The sequence below is a fragment of the Myroides fluvii genome (assembly GCF_009792295.1).
In the GTDB taxonomy this organism is placed as follows: Bacteria; Bacteroidota; Bacteroidia; order Flavobacteriales; family Flavobacteriaceae; genus Flavobacterium; species Flavobacterium fluvii_A.
Genome location: NZ_CP039934.1, coordinates 2,552,779 through 2,572,012 on the forward strand (window position 1 = coordinate 2,552,779; position 19,234 = coordinate 2,572,012).

The 19,234-nt window shown below is 36.4% G+C and carries 14 protein-coding genes; 10 read left to right on the forward strand and 4 right to left on the reverse strand.

All coding sequences use genetic code 11. From position 1 onward, the window contains the following. The first annotated feature begins 32 nt into the window (after positions 1 to 32). Entirely contained in the window at positions 33 to 242 is a 210-nt protein-coding gene (locus FBR08_RS11675) for a hypothetical protein (RefSeq protein WP_158962872.1), read from the forward strand. A 157-nt stretch (positions 243 to 399) separates the two neighbouring features. Here the strand turns inward: FBR08_RS11675 and FBR08_RS11680 are convergent, their stop codons facing one another. Beyond that, positions 400 to 1,848 carry a glyceraldehyde-3-phosphate dehydrogenase gene (locus FBR08_RS11680; RefSeq protein WP_158962873.1) on the reverse strand — a complete coding sequence of 483 codons (1,449 nt, stop codon included), beginning with the start codon at positions 1,846 to 1,848 and terminating at the stop codon, positions 400 to 402. Positions 1,849 to 2,264: 416 nt separating this feature from the next. Here FBR08_RS11680 and dapF point away from each other — a divergent pair, with 416 nt between their 5' ends. The 3 genes from dapF to mltG are packed head-to-tail and all read left to right on the forward strand — an operon-like array spanning position 2,265 to position 4,615. Next, entirely contained in the window at positions 2,265 to 3,044 is a 780-nt protein-coding gene (dapF, locus tag FBR08_RS11690) for a diaminopimelate epimerase (protein ID WP_158962874.1), read from the forward strand. A 2-nt stretch (positions 3,045 to 3,046) separates the two neighbouring features. Then, positions 3,047 to 3,571, forward strand: coding sequence for a GNAT family N-acetyltransferase (locus tag FBR08_RS11695; protein ID WP_158962875.1), 525 nt, complete (start codon positions 3,047 to 3,049; stop codon positions 3,569 to 3,571). Positions 3,572 to 3,577: 6 nt separating this feature from the next. Then, a complete protein-coding gene (gene mltG / locus FBR08_RS11700) occupies positions 3,578 to 4,615 on the forward strand; it encodes an endolytic transglycosylase MltG (protein WP_158962876.1) in 1,038 nt (345 codons plus the stop codon). Positions 4,616 to 4,920: 305 nt separating this feature from the next. Here mltG and FBR08_RS11705 read toward each other — a convergent pair whose 3' ends face one another. Then, positions 4,921 to 5,616, reverse strand: coding sequence for an HAD family hydrolase (locus tag FBR08_RS11705; protein ID WP_158962877.1), 696 nt, complete (start codon positions 5,614 to 5,616; stop codon positions 4,921 to 4,923). 77 nt (positions 5,617 to 5,693) lie between these two features. On the opposite strand from FBR08_RS11705, the gene FBR08_RS11710 reads away from it, so the two are divergent. Next, on the forward strand, positions 5,694 to 6,269 hold the full coding sequence (locus FBR08_RS11710) for a Crp/Fnr family transcriptional regulator (protein ID WP_158962878.1): 576 nt from the start codon (positions 5,694 to 5,696) through the stop codon (positions 6,267 to 6,269). 201 nt (positions 6,270 to 6,470) lie between these two features. Here FBR08_RS11710 and FBR08_RS11715 read toward each other — a convergent pair whose 3' ends face one another. After that, positions 6,471 to 8,066: a peptide chain release factor 3 gene (locus FBR08_RS11715; RefSeq protein WP_158962879.1), complete on the reverse strand. Its 1,596-nt coding sequence runs from the start codon at positions 8,064 to 8,066 to the stop codon at positions 6,471 to 6,473. A 342-nt stretch (positions 8,067 to 8,408) separates the two neighbouring features. Here FBR08_RS11715 and FBR08_RS11720 point away from each other — a divergent pair, with 342 nt between their 5' ends. The 4 genes from FBR08_RS11720 (at position 8,409) to FBR08_RS11735 (ending at position 16,503) form a co-directional block, all read left to right on the forward strand. Further along, complete coding sequence (locus tag FBR08_RS11720; protein ID WP_158962880.1) at positions 8,409 to 9,284, forward strand: hypothetical protein; 876 nt, start codon at positions 8,409 to 8,411, stop codon at positions 9,282 to 9,284. Continuing rightward, positions 9,268 to 10,641 (forward strand): peptidylprolyl isomerase, encoded by a 1,374-nt coding sequence (locus FBR08_RS11725; RefSeq protein WP_158962881.1) that lies wholly within the window; start codon positions 9,268 to 9,270, stop codon positions 10,639 to 10,641. The genes FBR08_RS11720 and FBR08_RS11725 overlap by 17 nt, the downstream gene beginning before the upstream one ends. A gap of 557 nt (positions 10,642 to 11,198) precedes the next feature. Next, positions 11,199 to 13,961, forward strand: a complete 2,763-nt coding sequence (locus FBR08_RS11730; protein WP_158962882.1) for a bifunctional aconitate hydratase 2/2-methylisocitrate dehydratase — start codon at positions 11,199 to 11,201, stop codon at positions 13,959 to 13,961. Positions 13,962 to 14,241: 280 nt separating this feature from the next. Beyond that, complete coding sequence (locus tag FBR08_RS11735; protein ID WP_158962883.1) at positions 14,242 to 16,503, forward strand: aconitate hydratase; 2,262 nt, start codon at positions 14,242 to 14,244, stop codon at positions 16,501 to 16,503. Between the two features lie 506 nt (positions 16,504 to 17,009). Here the strand turns inward: FBR08_RS11735 and FBR08_RS11740 are convergent. Beyond that, positions 17,010 to 17,903, reverse strand: a complete 894-nt coding sequence (locus FBR08_RS11740) for a LysR substrate-binding domain-containing protein (RefSeq protein ID WP_158962884.1) — start codon at positions 17,901 to 17,903, stop codon at positions 17,010 to 17,012. 93 nt (positions 17,904 to 17,996) lie between these two features. Between FBR08_RS11740 and FBR08_RS11745 the strand changes: the two genes are divergently transcribed. Then, the gene (locus FBR08_RS11745) at positions 17,997 to 19,217 is read left to right on the forward strand and encodes an MFS transporter (protein WP_158962885.1); all 1,221 of its coding nucleotides are present in this window, start codon (positions 17,997 to 17,999) and stop codon (positions 19,215 to 19,217) included. Positions 19,218 to 19,234: the final 17 nt, after the last annotated feature.

The window sequence follows — 19,234 nt, forward strand, 5'->3', positions numbered from 1 at the left end:
AATGTAATTTAATGGGAAAAATAATTGTAATAATGGAAAATAGATTAAGATTTGACTTTACAACGAGAATACTAGAGAATGTAAGTTTTGATTCCGAATTATTTGTAAAAGAATTTAATAAAGCACTCGTACAATTAGTTCCCTATGATGTAGATCGATTAGAGCAGTGGGTTGAAAAATATGTAGCAGATAAGCCCATTTTACATCAAAAACTAAGTCAAGTTGAAATGCAGGAAGTATAAAGGTTAATATTCATACAAAAGTAGGTTTTGGTTACAGTTAGTTAAAAAGAAGAGAGCTTTATTAGGGCTCTCTTTTGTTTTTGATAGGGTATAATGTACCACAACGGCATCTTGCTGTATAAAAAAAATCCCGCTTTTAGCGGGATTTTTATATCGATTAATAGTACGTGTAACGTCTTACTTGTGCGATGTACTTCGCTAAGCGGATAACTTGGTGGCTGTATCCATATTCGTTATCATACCAAACATACAGTACAACGTTTTTACCATCAGCAGAAACAATCGTTGCTTTACTATCAAAGATAGCAGGTGCGGATGTTCCAACAATATCAGATGATACTAACTCGTTGTTTAATGAATATTTGATTTGCTCTACTAAATTGCCATTTAAGGCTGCATTGCGCATTACTTCATTTAATGCATCAATAGAAGTTTCCTTTTCAATCTCTAAATTTAAAACCACTAAAGATCCGTTTGGAACGGGTACGCGGATTGCATTAGAAGTCAATTTACCTGCTAATGAAGGTAATGCCTTTGCAACAGCACTTCCTGCTCCTGTTTCTGTAATTACCATGTTTAAAGCAGCTGCTCTACCACGACGGTATTTTTTGTGCATATTATCAACCAAGTTTTGGTCGTTTGTATACGCGTGAATGGTTTCTAAGTGCCCTTTTACTACACCAAAGTTATCTTCCATAACTTTTAAAATAGGTGTAATCGCATTAGTTGTACAAGATGCTGCAGACCATATGTTAACTTCCGCAGGGTTGTATTCTGTGTGGTTTACTCCGTGTACAATATTGGGAATTCCTTTTCCAGGTGCTGTCAATAATACTTTTGAAGCTCCTTTTGAAGATAAGTGGCGTTTTAACGCTTCTTCTGTTGTGAATGCTCCTGTATTGTCAATGATTAATGCATTGTCAATGTCAAAAGCCGTATAGTCAATTTCTTCAGGAGTACTAGCAGAAATCATGTGAACCGTTGTTCCGTTGATGATTAAAGCATTGTTTGCAGGATCTGCAATTACAGAACCTTCGAAGTCTCCGTGTACTGAATCGTATTTCAATAAAGAAGCACGCTTCTCTAATAATACCGCATCATTTTTATCACGGGTAACAATCGCTCTTAAACGCATTTGTTGTCCTTTTCCAATTTTGTTCATTAACTCACGAGCCAATAAACGACCAATACGTCCAAAACCGTAAAGTACTACATCTTTAGGAACAATTTCTCCTGTATTTTTAGCATCTTTTAATTTGCTTACAACAAAACCTAACGCATTGCTGTGCTTGTTGTCTTCTAAATGATATTCATACGTTAGACGACCAATGTCGATTCTTGAAGGTGGAAGATCAGCTTGTTGAATCGCTTTCGCTATTTCAACCGTATCAAAAATGTTAATCGGTTTCTCAACAAACTTAGCAGCATATTCATGTAAATTGATGATATCACTAACGCTACGGTCAATTAATTGATTGCGGAACATTAATAATTCAATAGATTTATCAAACCATAAATCACTTACGATTTTGATAAACTCTACACATGCTTTTCTTCTGTCTGCTTGAAAAGCCAATTCCTTTTCGTATAAACTTGTATCTTTCATATTGTGTTAGATTGTGTTGTATAAAATTAGTGCAAAAGTCCACTTTTTTTATGAATAAAACAAAAGTTAAATTTTGAATTAAACGAACCCATTTTTACAAATAAACCTTAATTAGTTTACCCTTAGATGATAAAATATCCATTTTGATGCGTTGATTTTTACGTAATTGACTAAATAGCGTTTTTGCTTGATCCATGGAGGTTGTTTTTTGACCGTTGATAGCAAGTAAAATAACATCGACTAGTTCTCCTTGATAGGAAAGGATTTTTTTTCATAATAAAAGGCATAAAAAAGTGATTCAAGTAAAAATAAAAATGGTAGAAGGGAATTAAAAAGTGTTTAACCAAGAGAGAACAAAGTATAAAATGCAAGGGATTATTTGTAAATTTGGTTCCAAACACAAAAAACAGTCGTATATGTTGTCATTTTGGAAATACCAAGGAACGGGAAATGACTTTGTCATGCTAGATAATCGTCAACAAAGGTTTGATGCTTCAAATCAAGAGCTCATCGCCTATTTATGTGATCGTCGATTTGGAATAGGAGCAGATGGATTAATTCTAGTTGAGGAAGATGAACAAGTAGATTTTAAAATGGTGTATTTCAATTCGGATGGAAAAGAAAGTACGATGTGTGGAAATGGAGGTCGTTGTATTGTCGCCTTTGCAAAACAATTGGGAATTATACAAGAAGAGTGTCGTTTTAATGCAGTTGATGGATTACATTATGCAACAATTGACGGGCAGGGTATCGTAGCTTTGCAGATGATTGATGTGCAACAAGTACTGCCTCAAGGAAAAGGTGTTTTCCTCAATACAGGTTCACCCCATCACGTCGAAATTGTCCGCGACTTAGCCTATTTCGATGTGTATAAGAAAGGAAAACAGATTCGAACTAGTGCCATTTATGCTCCAAAGGGTACAAATGTCAATTTCGTGGAGCAAGAAGGTCCTAATCACTTTAGAATTCGCACCTTTGAAAGAGGAGTAGAAGATGAAACACTCTCTTGTGGGACAGGAGCAACAGCAGTAGCTTTAGCTATGCATGCGCTGGGAAAAGTAGATCATAATGAAGTAAAAATAGAAGTGGAAGGGGGAGAACTTACCGTTCATTTTGACTATGTAAATGATACGTATCAAAAGGTGTTTTTGAAGGGACCAGCAACTTTAGTTTTTCAAGGATCAATTAAGGAGTAGATATGATTAGATTAGAAAGTGAAACCATTTATCTTCGCGCTTTAGAACCAGAAGATTTAGAATTTATCTATCAAATAGAAAACGACTTGAGTTTATGGGAAGTGAGTAATACACAAACGCCCTACAGTCGATTTCTGATTCATCAATACTTAGAAAATGCTCATCTGGATATATATGAAGCCAAACAGTTGCGTTTGGTCATTTGCTCCAAAACGACAGCAAAAACAGTGGGATTGATTGATTTGTTTGATTTTGATCCTAAAAATGGAAGAGCAGGCGTGGGAATTGTAATTCAAGAACCAACAAATAGAGCACAAGGGATTGGTTCTCAGGCTTTGGAATTAGTGATAAATTATAGCCGAGAATATCTGTATTTGAATCAACTTTATGCTAATATTGCAGCTGATAATCAAGCGAGCATTCAGCTGTTTGAAAAATGCGATTTTAGAATAATCGGAATAAAAAAAGCGTGGACTCGAGTGGGACAAACGTATAAAGATGAAATAATGTACCAGTTAATATTTTAATAGAACATGAAATTTAAAAACATACTAATTGCACTTTCTGTTGTGGGGGCTTTTGCCTTTTTTGGTTATTTGTACGTATGGTATAAAAAAGCTTTTTCACCTAATTTAAAAAATTGGGATGAGAAGGAGTATTTTTATATTCGCACGTCAGAAAACTTTCAGGATGTACTGAAAGCCTTACAGCCTTACCTTAATGATACAGAAGGGTTTGAAGAAATCGCCAGTCAAAGAAGTTTTAACAGTAATTTGATTGCGGGGCGTTTCAAATTGACCAACGGAATGGATAGTTATAGCTTAATTGAAGCGTTGAGAAAAAATGTCCCTGTTCGTTTGACGTTTAATAATCAAGAGCGCATTGAAGATTTGGCAGGAAGAATCGCTTCTCAAGTCGAGGCGGATAGTATCGCTATGATGGAGGTGTTTTATGATCCTCAATTCTTAGAAGAAAACGGTTTTACGAAAGAAAGTGTTTTGGTAGGGTTCTTACCAGAAACATATGAGTTTTATTGGACAGTTACTCCTATGAAGATGCGTAACAGAATGCATAAAGAGTATTTGAAATTCTGGAACGAAGAAAGAAAAGAAAAGGCTACTGCATTAGGATTAACTCCTGTTGAAGTGGCAATTTTAGCATCTATTGTTCAAAAAGAAACAAGTAAAAATGACGAAAAATCTAAAGTAGCAGGGGTTTATTTGAACCGCATGCGTATTGGAATGCCACTACAAGCTGATCCAACAGTAGTTTATGCGAAAAAGTTATATACCCATGATTTTGGTCAAGTGATTAAAAGAGTGTACCATAAGGATACAGAACTTGTTTCTCCGTATAATACGTATCAAAATGTTGGACTTCCTCCTGGTCCAATCTTTATGCCAGATAAGGGAACCATTGATGCAGTGCTAAATGCAGAAAAACACGATTATGTATATTTCTGCGCAAGCGTTGATCGTATGGGATATCACGAATTTGCAGAAACATTAGCCCAACACAACCAAAATAGTAGAAAATACAGCGCTTGGTTGAATCAATCGGGAATTAGATAGGAAACAGTTGACCGTTTACCGTTAACGGTTTACAGCATACTTACAGTTACAAGAAAGCCATCCTTTGTAGGGATGGTTTTTTTTTGAGGAGCGGTGAAGGTGTGTTGTGAGGATGAGAGGATGAGAGGATGAGAGGATGAGAGGATGAGAGGATGAGAGGATGTGGGGGCATCGAGAATTGGTACAAAAAAGCAAATCGCAACGAAGTGGAAATTCATTGCGCACCAAAATAATATAATAACTCAGGGAGATAAAAAAACAGAAAAGCAAAAAAGGCAAAAAAGTAAAAGAAGATATTTCATAAACTATAAAAATTGTAAGAGATCAGGTAAAGTTTGTAAGCTAATTAATTTGTCATGATGCAAGGGAGCCTCCAGTTGTTCGTGTGACCAAGTAACAACATAAGGAACATAAGCAGCATGAGCATCCAAGTCTAATACTGGTAGAATATCAGACTTCATGGAGTTGCCTACCATAAAAAACTGTTCGGGTTTACACGACAAACGATGTAACAAAATTTGATAATCAGCAGTTTGTTTATCGCTCATAATTTCGATGTGATGAAAATAACCTCCAAGTGCGGAATTTTTTATTTTTCGCTTTTGATCGAGTAAATCTCCTTTTGTAGCGAGAATTAAATTGTATTTTCCGTTTAGTGCATTAAGCGTTTGTTCAACGCCTGGAAGAAGTTCAATGGGACGTTGTAATAAATCGTGCCCCATCTCAATGATTTTTGATAAAATTAGTGAGGATACCCGATGCTGACTTACTTGATGGGCAGTCTCAATCATGCATAAGATGAATCCTTTAATACCAAAACCATACAGCGGTAAATTCTTTACTTCAGTGTGATATAATGCCTTAGATAGTTGTTCGGCTGTTTGGTACTCTTGTAAAAGATAGATGAATTGCTGTTCTGCTTCTTGAAAATAGGGTTCATTCACCCACAGTGTATCATCAGCGTCAAAGGCAATGGTCGTTATTTTATTTTGTAGCTGCATCAGTTGTATTTTTGCAATTTATGCGGTAAATTTCTACAAATAAAAATTAGTAAAAAGGACAATTGTCTCAGAACCCTATGATACGAACCAACGACACTTTCTTGCATTATATCAATGAACTTTACCATCAACATACTTATCCCAATGATGCTATTGCTATTGTGACTTATGCCCCTGGAGATTATTTATTTCTTCAAAATGAAAAAGCTTCTTGTGTTTTGTTGATCAAGAAGGGAGTAACTAAAGTTTTCTTTGAAGAAGAAAATGAAAAAGAATACATTGTAGAGTTTTTGGGTAAAGGAGAAATTATTGGCGATATTGAATACATCCGAAAGATTGATGGATTGTGTCATGTACAAGCCTTAGATGTTGTAGAAACGTACGTCTTGTCGTATTCTTTTTTTCAATCGCTATTGAAAAAAGATATTGCCCTGAATGCGTTGCTCTTGGATGCCTTTGCCGCTCGCATTGTCAATACAGCACGCAGAGCTTCGTATCAACAACTATACACCATAGAATACAGCTTACATCAATTAGTAGAAATGCAAAAAAAACAAGCGCTCAACTTAACGAAGGAAGATATGGCCGCTTATTTGGGAATTTCGGTTCGAAGTTTAAACCGCAGCTTGAAACAGTTAAAGGAAGAAGAATGATTTGATTATTTGAGGGGGGGAGGATGTGGGGTCATCGAGAATTGGTACAAAAAAGCAAATCGCAACGAAGTGGAAATTCATTGCGCACCAAAATAAAACATAAACCTAGTGCGATAAAAAAGCGAACCGCACAAAAAAATAAAGAGGATGTAAAAACACCCTCTTTCTATTTGAACAATACTTGCGTATCTATATAACTAATTATTTGTCAATCTCTTCTGAAGTAAAGCCTAGTTTTACAGTGGGGAATTTACTCTGTGTCATCTGAACGGAGAATTCACTATCTGCTAAGAAAACCAATTGACCTGATTTATCGATAGCTAAGAATTTTTGTTTGATGCGTTTAAATTCTTTGAATTCCTCATTTTTTGGATCTTCAGGGCGTACCCAACACGCTTTGTATGCAGGGAAGTTCTCATACGTACATTTAGCGCCATATTCGTGTTCTAAGCGGTACTGAATTACCTCATATTGTAAAGCTCCAACGGTACCGATTACTTTACGACCATTCATTTCTAAGGTAAACAACTGAGCTACCCCTTCATCCATCAACTGGTCAATCCCTTTTTCCAATTGCTTCGATTTCATCGGATCTGCATTGTTGATGTATCTGAAATGCTCTGGAGAGAAACTAGGAATTCCTTTGAAACTCATAATCTCTCCTTCAGTTAAGGTATCTCCAATTTTGAAGTTTCCGGTATCGTGTAGTCCGACAATATCCCCCGCATAAGAAATATCAACAATTTCTTTTTTCTCCGCAAAGAAGGCATTTGGACTTGAAAATTTTAATTTTTTATTCTGACGAACGTGTAAATAAGGGGTGTTTCTTTCAAATGTACCCGATACAATTTTGATAAATGCCAAGCGATCTCTGTGTTTAGGATCCATATTCGCGTGAATCTTGAATACAAAACCACTAAACCCTTTTTCTGTTGGCTCAACCACTCTTGTGTCTGATTCTTTGGCTCTCGGAGATGGCGCAATTTGAATAAAGCAATCCAATAACTCTCGAACCCCAAAATTGTTCAAAGCGGAACCGAAAAACACCGGTTGTAATTCCCCTTTTACATAAGCTTCACGATCAAAATCAGGATAAATCTCATGGATAATCTCCAATTCCTCTCTCAATTTACCAGCTGGTTTGTTGCCGATCAATTGATCTAATTCTTCCGAATTTAAGTCGGAAATACGAATCACATCATCGATGTTTTTTCTGCTGTCATCCGTAAATAAGTTGATGTTTTTCTCCCAAATATTGTAAATACCTTTAAAGTCATACCCCATTCCAATAGGGTAGCTCAAAGGAGTCACTTTTAATTGTAATTTTTGCTCTACTTCATCCATTAAGTCAAAAGCATCGCGTCCTTCACGGTCTAACTTATTGATAAAAACAATCATCGGAATGTTGCGCATGCGACATACTTCAACTAACTTTTCCGTTTGTTCCTCAACCCCTTTAGCAACGTCAATAACTACAATTACACTGTCAACTGCTGTCAAGGTACGAAAGGTATCCTCCGCAAAGTCCTTGTGACCAGGTGTATCTAAGATGTTGATTTTTTTGTCTTTATAATTAAAGGCTAATACAGATGTAGCAACTGAGATTCCCCTTTGGCGCTCAATCTCCATGAAATCGGAGGTAGCTCCTTTTTTAATTTTATTATTCTTAACTGCACCAGCTTCTTGAATTGCTCCTCCAAAAAGTAGCAATTTCTCCGTTAAGGTTGTCTTACCAGCATCGGGGTGAGCAATTACACCAAATGTTCTTCTGCGTTCTATTTCTGTTAAAAAACTCATCTCTAAAAAAATTAGAAGGCAAAAATACTCATTATTTGCTGAAAATAATAATCGCTAAGTGTAATCGTTTCTTTGGAGCCTAGTTTATCCAATATAAATAACGACTAATTAACTTTATTTTGAAGAAAGAATAGTTGTGAAAAACAGTAAATCGAATCGAAAATACCCAATAGAATGTTAATCCTTAAGGTAAATAAATGAGGTATTAGTAATATTGTTAATTGCGTTTTTAAACGTGTTTGTTTAAGTGTATTTTGATTCGTTTTTTTAAAAATAATCTCATTTATGGCTTATAAATGTTATTTTTGTTAGCGATTAAGAAATGTAAAGTAAGTATAGGTAATGAAGTTTAAAGAAATTAGATTCATCAAATACAGCGTTGTTTTACTAGCGGTACTTTTGGGCTATACTAGTTGTGACAAGCAAAAGAAACTCGATGGAGATCAATATGTTGCTCGAGTGGATAATAAATATTTAGAGCGTTCTTCACTGCAAAATATTGTGCCTCCGCAAAGTACGGTAAAGGACAGTGTGGCCATGGTAGAGCTTTTTATAAACAAATGGGCAACCAAACAATTGTTGATGGATGCAGCAGCATTTAATTTATCTGATGAAAAAAAGAAGGAAATCGACGAGTTGGTTTCGAACTTTAAATCGGAGTTGTTAATCAAAGGATATTTGGAGAAACTAGTTCAACAATCCATAGACACAGTAGTTCATGCAAGTGATCTCAAGTCGTATTACGATCAAGTTAAGGCAGGATTTCGCGTTGATGATATGTTAGTTAAACTAGCGTATGTCAATATCTTAAACTCCAATACCCATTTTAATAAAGTAAAGAGTGGATTTAATGGAGGGAAGGATGTCAAGTATGAATTGCTCGATCAATTGTCGTTGCAAATGAAATCCTATGTATTAAACGATTCGCTTTGGGTGAATGTTGCTCAAATTTATGAGAAACTACCTTTTATTAATTCAGAAAACAGAGAACAATATTTAAAAAATAATACCTATTTTGAGGTTAAGGATGAAAATAGTACGTACTTTGTGCGTATCAAACAAGTGTTGAGAAAAGGTGATATAGTTCCTTATGCCTATTTAGAACCGTCCTTGCGATTAATGGTTTTAAATAATCGAAAGATGGAATTGTTAAAACAGATAGAAGAAGATATTTTAAAAGATGCAAAAAAAGATAAAAATTATGAAATTTATCAGTAAGAAGGTCATGTTTGTGCTTGGGTTATCATGTGTAATGATAGGAGGTATGCAAGCACAAAATTCAACGGGGAAGCGAAAAATCGATGGTGTAGTAGGTGTTGTTGGAGATTATGTAATCTTAGAATCAGAAATTGATAAAACCTTGTTGGAGCTAAAAGCACAGCGTATTCCTATTGAAAATTTGTCAAAATGTGATTTATTTGAGCGTTTATTAGAAGATAAATTATATGCCCACCAAGCGGTTCAGGACAGTATCGAAGTAAGTGATGCAGAAGTTACTGGATTCATGAATGATCAAATCAATAGAATGGTAGAAGAAGTTGGGGGGATTGAACGTATATTAGGATTTTACAACAAAAAAACAGAAGAAGACTTTAGAGAGTATTTTTTTGATATTGTAAAGCAAAACAAATTGACTCAAGCAATGCAAAAGCACATTGTTGAGAAGGTTACTATCACACCCGAAGAAGTAAGACAATTCTTTAAAGCAATTCCAGAAGACGAAAGACCCACAGTGGGAGATGAAGTAGAAATTGCCGAAATTGTGGTGAAACCAGAAATTTCGAAAGAACAAAAACAAAAAGTAATCGATCGCTTAAATGAAATGCGTAGTGACGTATTGAACAATGGAGCGAGTTTCTTTAGTAAGGCTGTTTTATTTACAGATGATAAAGGTTCAGCGGCTAATGGAGGATTTTATTCCATCACAAAAAAAGATCCATTTGCTAAAGAATTTAAAGAGGTAGCTTTTAGTTTAGCAGAAGGTGAAATATCAGCTCCTTTTGAAACTGAATTCGGATTCCACATTATCTATTTAGAGAAAATTAGAGGACAACATTTAGATGTGCGCCACATTTTACTCGTTCCCAAACCGACCAATGAAGCACTAGATGAGGCGAAGAAAAAATTAGAAGATATTCGCGCAAAAATTGTAAATAACGAAATTACATTTGCTGAAGCTGCAGCGGCCTCTTCGGATGATAAGGACACCAAGCAAAACGGAGGTGTTTTAAGAGACCCCATGACAATGGATCCGCGTTTTGATTTAAACAAAATGGAAGATAGAGAATTGTATTTCTTAGTGAATTCACTAAAAGAAAAAGAAATTTCTCCTGTTGCTTTGAAAACGGATTATAGAGAGCAAAAAAGTTATCGCATCGTGACAATTAACAAAAAGATTGCTTCACATAAAATTGACTTTGTTGACGATTATACCAAGGTTAAAAACATGGCGTTGAACAAAAAACAAGAAGGAGAACTCCAAAAATGGATCACAAAGAAGATAAATGATGCCTATATTAACATTCAAGGAGAATATAGAGACTGTCAATTCCATAATAATTGGCTCAAAAAATAAGAAAATAACAATCTAAACGATTGAAAACGACATTTTAGCAATAGACTAAAATGTCGTTTTTTTATTAAATAAGAATGAAAAATTGAAATATCTTAAAATTATAAGGTAAAAAATAATTTATTTCAGATTAATTGATGAAAAACAGTAAAAGTACTGTTGTTTCTTCATTAAAGTAGAATGTTTATAAATAATAATTTTTGGATTTGTGGGAAATATTAAAAACTTTTGAAAATTAATTAGATTGATTAAATTTGCGAGGACAAAAAATAAAATACAAGTCAAATTCTCTCTTTTGAGCAGTAGATTGAAGGTTTAAAATTTGTCACTTCAAGAGTGGTTTACACAAGTTCTAGTTGAAAAATAGAACACCTTGACCAAGTGCCTAAAAAGTGAAACACAAAGAAAGAAGTGATAATTTCGAAGTAGAACGAGAATCATACAATGTATAGAACAGAGAGAGAAGAAGTACAATAAAAAAATAACTAATACAAAATAATCAGTTATGGGAGAGGGGAGATCTTTGATTTTCAATAACCTGTAAGTAATAGACCTGAATTATGAGCTTTTATACCGATTACATCAACGAGATTGAAGAAAGAAAAAATCAAGGACTTAACCCTAAGCCAATTGATGGAGCTGAGCTATTAAGTGAAATTATAGCACAGATTAAAGATGCAGCGAATGCACACCGTGCAGATTCTCTTCAGCTTTTTATTTACAATGTTTTACCTGGTACAACGAGTGCTGCTGGAGTTAAAGCTAAGTTTTTAAAAGAAATTATTTTAGGTGAGACAGTAGTAGCAGAAATCACACCTGCTTTTGCTTTTGAATTGCTGTCACACATGAAGGGAGGACCTTCGATCGAAGTACTATTGGATTTAGCTTTAGGAAACGAGGTAGCAATTGCTCAACAAGCAGCAAACGTATTGAAAACACAAGTGTATTTATACGATGCAGATACGGATCGCTTAAAAGCTGCCTTTAATGCTGGAAATGCGATTGCAAAAGAAATCGTTGAAAGCTACGCGAAAGCAGAATTTTTTACAAAACTTCCTGAAGCTGCAGAGCAAATTGAAGTGGTTACTTTCATCGCTGGTGAAGGAGATATTTCTACGGATTTACTTTCTCCAGGAAACCAAGCTCACTCACGTGCAGACCGTGAACTTCACGGATTGTGTATGATCAGTACAGAAGCACAACAACAAATTAAGGCCTTACAAGAATTACATCCAGGTAAAAATGTGATGTTAATCGCTGAAAAAGGAACAATGGGTGTTGGTTCTTCAAGAATGTCAGGAGTAAATAACGTGGCACTTTGGACAGGTAAACAAGCAAGTCCGTATGTTCCATTCGTAAATATTGCTCCAATTGTTGCAGGTACAAACGGTATTTCTCCAATCTTCTTAACAACAGTTGACGTAACTGGAGGTATCGGTATTGACCTTAAAAACTGGGTGAAGAAAACAGATGCTAACGGGGAAGTAGTTCGCAATGAAAAAGGCGAGCCTGTGTTAGAAGAAGTGTACTCAGTAGCTACAGGTACGGTATTGACAATTAATACAAAAACAAAAAAATTATACAATGGAGAGCAAGAGTTAATCGATATTTCGAAAGCACTTACTCCACAAAAAATGGAATTTATCAAAGCAGGTGGATCATATGCTATCGTATTTGGTAAAAAAATCCAAACATTTGCAGCGAATCTATTGGGAATTGAAGCTCCTGTAGTTTTTGCTCCTTCAAAAGAGATTTCTGTTGAAGGACAAGGATTAACAGCCGTTGAAAAAATCTTCAACAGAAATGCAGTAGGTGTAACAAAAGGAAAAGTATTACACGCAGGTTCTGACGTTCGTGTGGAAGTTAATATTGTTGGATCTCAAGATACAACTGGATTGATGACTGCTCAAGAGTTAGAGGCAATGGCTGCAACTGTAATTTCTCCTATCGTTGATGGTGCTTATCAATCAGGATGTCATACAGCATCCGTTTGGGATAAAAAAGCACAAGCAAACATCCCGAAATTGATGAAGTTTATGAATGAGTTCGGTTTGATTACCGCACGCGATCCTAAAGGAGAGTACCATTCAATGACAGACGTTATCCACAAAGTGTTGAATGATATTACAGTGGATGAATGGGCAATCATCATCGGAGGTGACTCACATACAAGAATGTCTAAAGGAGTGGCTTTTGGAGCGGATTCAGGAACAGTAGCTTTAGCTTTAGCAACAGGAGAGGCTTCGATGCCAATTCCAGAGTCTGTAAAAGTGACGTTCAAAGGAAACATGAAAGAACACATGGATTTCCGTGATGTTGTTCATGCTACTCAATCGCAAATGTTGAAACAATTTGGTGGAGAAAACGTTTTCCAAGGTAGAATTATCGAAGTTCACATCGGTACTTTATTAGCGGATCAAGCGTTTACATTCACAGACTGGACAGCTGAAATGAAAGCAAAAGCGTCTATCTGTATCTCGCAAGATGATACCCTAATCGAATCATTGGAAATTGCGAAGAGCCGTATCCAAATCATGATCGACAAAGGAATGGACAACAAAAACCAAGTGTTACAAGGATTAATCAACAAAGCAAACAAGCGTATCGAAGAAATTAGAACAGGAGATAAACCTGCTTTAATGCCAGATGCAAATGCAAAATACTATGCGGAGGTTGTGGTTGATCTTGATATCATTGAAGAACCAATGATCGCCGATCCAGACGTAAATAACGATGACGTTTCTAAACGCTATACACACGATACTATTAGAGAACTTTCTTTCTACGGTGGAGATAAAAAAGTAGATTTAGGATTCGTAGGTTCATGTATGGTTCACAAAGACGACTTGAAAATTGTTTCTCAAATGTTGAGAAATATCGAAAAACAAACAGGTTCAGTGAAATTCAACGCACCTCTTGTAGTTGCAGCTCCAACATACAACATCATCGATGAGTTAAAAGCAGAAGGAGATTGGGAATACTTACAAAAATATTCTGGTTTCGAATTCAGCGACCTTTTACCTAAAAACGATGCACGTACAGAATACGAGAATATCATGTATTTAGAACGTCCTGGTTGTAACTTATGTATGGGTAACCAAGAAAAAGCAGCAAAAGGAGATACGGTAATGGCTACATCAACGCGTTTGTTCCAAGGACGTGTAGTAGAAGATTCAGAACGCAAAAAAGGAGAATCTTTATTAGCTTCTACTCCAGTAGTTGTACTTTCTGCAATCTTAGGTCGAGTTCCAACAATGGAAGAATACAAAGCTTCTGTGGAAGGAATTAACTTAACAAAGTTCAAACCTATTTCTACTAAATAGTTTTTAAAAAGCCCTTCTTTTGAAGGGCTTTTTTTTTGGAAAGAAGTGAGAGGAAAGAAGAGAGAGGAAAGAAGAGAGAGGAAAGAAGTGAGAAGAGAGAAAAATTCTAAAAAAAGGACACTCTTTTAATCGAGAATTTACCCCTTTCCTCTTTCCTCTCTCTTCTCTCCAATAAAATAGAATGATTTTAAATATTTGCTTTTAACATTTTCATAATTTTTATCTGAACGAAAATCGGTAAATTGTGTTATAAATCAAACATTTAAAAAGAATTGTTATTATGGCTTTTGATATTGAAATGATTAAAAAAGTGTATGAAAAGATGCCTGATCGCGTAGCGAAAGCACGTGAATTAGTGGGGCGTCCTTTGACACTTACAGAGAAAATTTTATATACGCACTTGTGGGAAGGAATGCCTTCGCAAACATTTACAAGAGGAAATGACTATGTAGATTTTGCACCAGACCGCGTCGCTTGTCAAGATGCAACGGCACAGATGGCTTTGTTGCAGTTCATGCACGCCGGAAAAGAAAAAGTAGCAGTACCTACTACGGTGCACTGTGATCACTTGATCCAGGCAAAAGTAGGAGCAGCAACCGATTTAAAAGTAGCAGAAACACAATCGTCAGAAGTATTTAGTTTCTTGTCGTCGGTATCAAATAAATATGGCATCGGATTCTGGAAACCAGGAGCGGGTATTATTCACCAAATTGTTTTAGAGAATTACGCTTTCCCAGGAGGTTTGATGATTGGAACAGATTCACATACTGTAAATGCAGGTGGATTGGGAATGTTGGCCATCGGAGTTGGTGGAGCAGATGCCGTGGATGTGATGTCAGGTATGGCGTGGGAGTTGAAATTTCCAAAGCTAATCGGAGTGAAGTTAACGGGTAAATTAAACGGGTGGACTGCACCGAAAGATGTTATCTTAAAAGTAGCGGATATTCTTACGGTAAAAGGAGGAACAGGCGCTATTGTTGAATATTTTGGAGAAGGTGCCTTATCCATGTCTTGTACAGGAAAAGGAACCATCTGTAATATGGGAGCTGAGATTGGCGCAACAACATCTACATTTGGATATGACGATTCCATGCGTCGTTATTTAGCAGCCACAGGACGTCAAGATGTAGTGGATGCTGCAGATAAAGTAGCAGCACATTTAACAGCTGATGCGGAAGTATACGCAAATCCAGAGCAATACTTTGATCAAGTAATCGAAATCAACTTATCGGAATTAGAACCACATATCAACGGTCCATTCACACCAGATAGAGGAACACCTGTATCTAAAATGAGAGAAGATGCAGAGAAAAATGGTTGGCCTTTAAAAGTAGAGTGGGGATTAATCGGATCATGTACCAACTCTTCATACGAAGATATGTCAAGAGCCGCTTCAATCGTAGAACAAGCCGTTAAGAACGGAATTACACCAAAAGCAGAATTCGGAATTAATCCAGGGTCAGAACAAATTCGCTATACCATCGAACGAGATGGTATTATTGAAACCTTTGAGAAAATGGGAACCAAAGTATTTACCAATGCTTGTGGGCCTTGTATTGGACAATGGGATCGTGCGGGAGCGGATAAAGAGGAGAAAAACACCATTGTACACTCGTTCAACCGAAATTTCTCTAAACGTGCCGATGGAAATCCAAATACACACGCCTTCGTAACCTCTCCAGAAATGGTAGCGGCTTTAGCGATTGCAGGTGATTTAGGATTTAATCCTCTTACAGATACCTTAATCAATGACGAAGGACAAGAAGTAAAATTATTACCTCCAACGGGAGATGAATTGCCAAAACGCGGATTTGATGTGGAAGATCCAGGCTATCAAGCGCCAGCAGCAGATGGTTCAAGTGTTGAAGTAATCGTTTCTCCAACCTCAAGTCGCCTTCAATTATTGGAGCCTTTTACCCCATGGAACGGACAAAATATTACAGGAGCAAAACTATTGATTAAAGCCTTTGGAAAATGTACAACCGATCACATCTCTATGGCAGGTCCTTGGTTGCGTTTCCGTGGACACTTAGACAATATATCAGACAATATGTTGATTGGAGCTGAAAATGCATTCAATCACTTAACCAATAAAGTGAAAAACCAACTATCAGGCGCTTACGATGCTGTTCCAGCAGTACAACGTGCGTATAAAGCAGCTGGAATCCCTTCTATTGTAGTGGGAGACCAAAACTACGGAGAAGGATCTTCGCGTGAACATGCAGCAATGGAACCACGTCATTTAGGAGTTACTGCCGTATTGGTGAAATCATTTGCGCGTATTCACGAAACAAACTTGAAAAAACAAGGAATGTTAGCCCTTACGTTTGCCAATGAAGCAGATTACGATAAAGTACAAGAAGACGATACCATCAATTTCTTAGACTTAACTGAATTTGCACCAGGTAAACAATTGCATCTTGAATTCGTTCATGCAGATGGATCTAAAGATGTGATTGCAGCTAATCATACCTACAATGCCAGCCAAGTGAAATGGTTTAAAGCAGGATCTGCCTTGAATCTAATTGCAGCTGGTAAATAGCGTATTGGAGAGAAGAAAGAGGAGAGAAGAGAGGAGTGATTTTTCGATTTAAACCCATTTCTACTTAATAAAAAAAAGGACGAGTCACGCTCGTCCTTTTTTTGTTTTGTTAGGTGTTTGTTGTTAGAAGAGAGAGGAAAAGGGAGAGAAGAGAGGAGTGATTTTTCGATTTAAACCCATTTCTACTTAATAAAAAAAGGACGAGTCACGCTCGTCCTTTTTTTGTTTTGTTAGGTGTTTGTTGTTAGAAGAGAGAGGAAAAGGGAGAGAAGAGAGGAGTGATTTTTCAATTTAAACCCGTTTCTACTTAGTATAAAAACAGGGGACGAGTTACACTCGTCCTTTTTTTGTTTTGTTAGGTGTTTGTTGTTAGAAGAGAGGGGAGTGAACGTCCCTAAATAAGATTGACTTTTTTTAAAAACGAAAGTTTACAAAAACACAAAAAAGCGCAAACACAGAAAAGCAGAATTTCACTCCTTTCTCCTTTCTTCTCTCTTCTTTCCAATTCACAACTGATTATACTCCTCCTTATTTTCCGTTTTCAATAAATCAATAAAATAAATTGCTGCTTTTTTCTGATAACTATCTTTTAAACGCAAGGTAACCGCTTCTCGTTTCATATTTGTTCCTCGGATGGGAATGGCACATAAGTCTTTTTCTCCGTGAACCGTGGCTAAGGTTAAGATGGTTTCAAAAGCACCCGTACGCACTAAGTCGATAATGGTTGCTGTATAATTCACCTCTACAATAATATTGGGGCGTATTTTGTGTTTTTCAAATTGCCTGTCGAGGAAATCACGGGTACTAAATCCTTTGACAGGAAGTGCTAAAGTCAATTGTTCTACTTCTTTGAAGTTGATACTTTCCTTTTTCGCCAAAGCACTCGTCTCTGCTACAATAACCGCCATATCTGAAAACATAATAGGCTCGTGAATTAATTCCTCACTGTGTTTCCCCTCATAAAAAGTTAAAGCAAAATCAATCTCCTGCTTTAGTAAAGCATCAATGAGTTCAGTAGTTGTACCAAAAGTGACCTGTAGTTTTATGTGAGGGAATTGCGCAATGAAATTTTTAAACGAATTAATGACAATGGATTTTAATCCCCAAGTCAATCCAATACTCAATGTACCCGTGTTGACCTGTTTTAAATCATCCAAAATCAATTTCCCATCATTTGAGGCTTGGATGCTTTTTTCTGCATAGGTTGCAAAGAGTTCACCTGCTTCTGTGATGGACACCCGTTTGCCTATTCGATCAAATAAGGGAATACCCAATTCTTCTTCTAATTGTTTAATCTGCTGTGATAAAGTACTTTGTGTGATGAATAATTCTCTTGCTGCTTCTGTAAAATTGAGCAGTTCTTTTGCTTTTAAAAAATATTTGAGTTGCCTTAGTTCCATAGTTAATCGGTTTTATCGATTGATGTTATAGAAAAATACCATTTTACAAATTTAGAACTTAAGCTTAACTTTACTTCAAATTTCAACATAAAAATGGCAACAACCACCTATATTGACTTTAGGGAAACGGAAAAAGCAGTCAAAGGCAGTGTGCGCTACAAGCGAATCAAATGGGGAATCTTTTTAATCGGAGTTTCGGTGTTCGCACAGTTGTATAACTACCAACCACTCTTGTCAGAAATTACGCATTTTTTTGCTGTTACCCCAGCTGAAAGTAGCTATTTGGTTTCAGCCTCTACCTTTGGAATGGCAATAGGGTTGCTTTTATTCGCTTTTATTGCCGATCGTTACCCCCGTAAGGATATTATGTTATTTTCGTTGGTTACTTCAACTTTATTGACGTTGTCCTCTGTTTTTGTTCATGAATTCTCCTTGTTGATTAACATCAATTTTATCAAGGGGATTTGTATATCAGGAGTTTCTGCTGTTACGCTAGCGTATTTGGCGGAAGAAATTGATGCTAAATCCATCGGGACAGCGATTAGTTTTTATCTCGCAGGAAATACTTTTGGAGGTATGTTTGGCCGTATTATTGCCGCCTTAGTCAGCGGATGGTTCAATTGGCAAGTAGCGGTTTTAACCATTGGAATATTGGCTTTGGGTATCGCAATTGTGTTTTATTTTCTCTTTCCTGAATCTCAATTCTTCCATCCACAAAAAGTAAAATTCAACAAGAAAATGCGTCAAATGCAGCGTATTTTTCGAAATAAAAAAATCTTAGCGATGTATGTGGTGGCTATTTGTTTGATGGGAGCTTTTGTCAGTATTTACAACTATTTAGGATTCAAATTAGAAGCGCCACCCTATAATTTACCGCATTATATTATCGCCTTGATTTTCCTGATGTATGCCTTTGGAATTTTCGGCAATTTAGTAGCGGGTCGACTATCGGATCGCTATGCCGCAAAAAACATCCTCTTATTGGCGTTGAGTTTATTGCTCTTGGGACTGGGCTTGATGTATATATCGAATTTGCTAGTCATCCTATTGGGATTGACCCTTTTTACGGTGGCTTTCTTCAGCGGACATACCATTGCGAGTAGAGTGGTAACCCAATTAGGGGGAAAAGCCAAGAGTTCAGCTACTGCTTTGTATTGGTTTTTCTACTATATGGGGTCTACGTTAATCGGAAGTTCAACGGGATTTTTTATTAACAACGACAATTGGGGAGGATTTTTTCTTGCCCTTATCGCCTTAGCTTCTATTGCCTTGCTATCTACTTATGCTACAACGAGAAGTAGAACCGCTAAATAAGAAGTATACACCTTTAT